Source organism: Streptomyces anandii JCM 4720 (genome assembly GCF_014650655.1).
GTDB classification, from domain to species: Bacteria; Actinomycetota; Actinomycetes; order Streptomycetales; family Streptomycetaceae; genus Streptomyces; species Streptomyces anandii.
In genome coordinates this window covers 7,755-9,957 of the sequence record NZ_BMVJ01000005.1, presented here as the reverse complement: position 1 = coordinate 9,957, position 2,203 = coordinate 7,755, and the positions used below count along the sequence as shown (strand labels likewise).

Sequence of the window (2,203 nt, the reverse complement as noted above, 5' to 3'; positions counted from 1 at the left end):
CGCCGGGGTCCAGCCGCTGCTTGCCGAGCGGCGGGTTCGCTCCGCCCTGCGCGTCGGTCGGGTCCTGGACGCCGACGATCAGCTCCTGGGTGCGGCCGGGCCTGAGGGCGTCGGTGATGTCGGCGCTGAACTTGTCGTAGCCGCCCTGGTGTTCGGCGACCTTGGTGCCGTTGACGTAGACCTCGGCCTGCCAGTCGACGGCGCCGAAGTTGAGCTGCAGGCGCTTGCCGGAGCCGATCCGCCAGGTGGGCGGGACGGTGAACGTGCGCCGGTACCACATGCGGTCCTCGTGCCGTTCGATGCCCGACAGCTGGGACTCCACGGGGTACGGGACGAGGATGCGCTCGGCGAGGCTTCGGCCCACGGGCGGCTGCTCGCCCACCTCGGCCGCGGCGAACTGCCAGGCGCCGTTGAGGTTCTTCCAGGCCGACCGGGTCAACTGGGGCCTGGGATATTCGCGGTGGGCGTTCGCGGGGGTGACGTCGTCGGCCCACTTGGTGCGCAGCTCATAGGTGGAGTGGTTGCCGCCGCTGCTCCAGAACGGCTTGACAACGTTGCCATCGTCGCCGCTCAGACCGCCCGCTCCGTCGTAGCGCACATCGGCGAGGCCGGGCGCGGTGCCGGTCCTGTTGCCGACGACGGGCTCCTTCAGGGAGACGAGCAGGCTCCTGGCGTCGTCGGGATCGCGCCGCACCCCGTCCAGCGGCCAGGTGGCGCCGCCGATCACGGCGTTCAGGTGTGCGGTCAGGCCGGCCGGGGGCGCGGCGAGCCGCTGCGCGAAGTCGAGCCGGAGGGTGCGGCCGTCGCCGAGGACGGTGGTGGCGATGGCGCCGTCGTAGTCGTAGCCCTCGGGGAGCAGGAAGGCCGACTGCGGCACGACGGTCTTGGTGCCGCCCGGCGGGGTCCAGCGCAGGTGGAGGTTGGAGCCTCCGTAGTGCTCGAAGTACTCGACCTTGATGTCGTACGCCTTGCCGGCGGTCAGCTCCACGGGGGCGCCGGTCTGCTCGCGGTCCCAGTCGTCGACCCAGTGGTCGATGACGAGCCGGCCGTCGACCCAGAGACGGAAGCCGTTGTCGCCGATGATGGAGAAGGTGGTGGGGCCGGTCTTCTCCGGCACGACCCGGCCGGTCCAGCGGACGCTCACGTCGTCGGACTGCCCGGTGGCCGAAGTCAGCCTGGACTCCAGGGAGTCGAAGTCGAGCTTCGGGTCGAAACCGGTGGCCTTCAGCGTGTCGAAGTCGAAGGCTCCGGGTGCGGACTGGGTGTAGTACTCGCCCTTGAGGCCGTGGACCTCCACGGGATCATCGGCGGCGCTCGCGGTGTGCGCGGCACTCGCGTCCACCGCGGCGCTCGCGGCGGGGGCCGCGGTCAGGCCGGCCAGACCGAGGGCTGCCGCGAGCAGCAGGGACAGGCGCCGGCGGAGCGGCCCGGAACGGGATCGGGGGGATCTGACGAACCTGGTGGTCCGGATGCGCACGAATCCTCCTTGAGTGAGGAAGGGTGGCGGTTCGGTGGGCGCCCTGGGGCGTCCATCGTTGGATACATCGTTGGAAACGGGGGTCCTTGGCATGAGACCACGCCCTGTGGCCGCTGTCCAGGGACATGACAACACCGGCTCGCGCCGCTCCCCCGGCGACCCGTGCGCACCAGTCGGGTCGCACGCCGGGCGACCCCGCATGATCATGGGTTCACGAGTTCTGGGACATGAGCAACCAGAGGGAACCGTGATGCCTCGAAGCCTTCCGCCGCGCCCGCGCGCACCGCACCAGCAGCCCCACCCGGGCACGCGCCGGCCCCTGGGCCCGCGCTCGCGTCTGCCCGTGACCGCCGTCCTGTGCGTCGCCGCGACCGCCGCCGTGGCCGGATGCGGAGGCGGTGGCGGAGGCGGCGGGTCCTCGGTGCGCACGACGCCCGCCACCCCGCACACCGCGTCGTTCACCGGGACTCCGCCGTCCGCGCTCGCCTCCGCCGCGTCCTCGGCCGTGGGCTCCGCGCGCGCATCCGCGTCGGCGGCGGCGTCGTCGGCCTCGGCCCGCGCCTCGGAGTTCGAGGCGTCGGTGTCGGCGGAGACCGCCCGTTCGGCCGCGGCGGCGCAGAAGGAGCTGAAGAACGTCACGGGCGGCGGCAACGCGCGCTCGGAGGTGGCCATGAAGGGCCTGCCGGTGTCGCAGACGGGCGGAGTGCGCGCCGTGGTGCTGACCAT

At 72.5% G+C, this 2,203-nt stretch carries 2 pseudogenes; one reads left to right on the top strand and one right to left on the bottom strand.

Annotated features, from left to right (window positions below):
• Nucleotides 1-1,570: pseudogene (locus IE249_RS36900) on the bottom strand (PA14 domain-containing protein); the annotation flags it as partial.
• Between the two features lie 250 nt (nt 1,571-1,820).
• Here IE249_RS36900 and IE249_RS36895 point away from each other — a divergent pair.
• A pseudogene (locus IE249_RS36895) lies at nt 1,821-2,203 on the top strand (hypothetical protein); the annotation flags it as partial.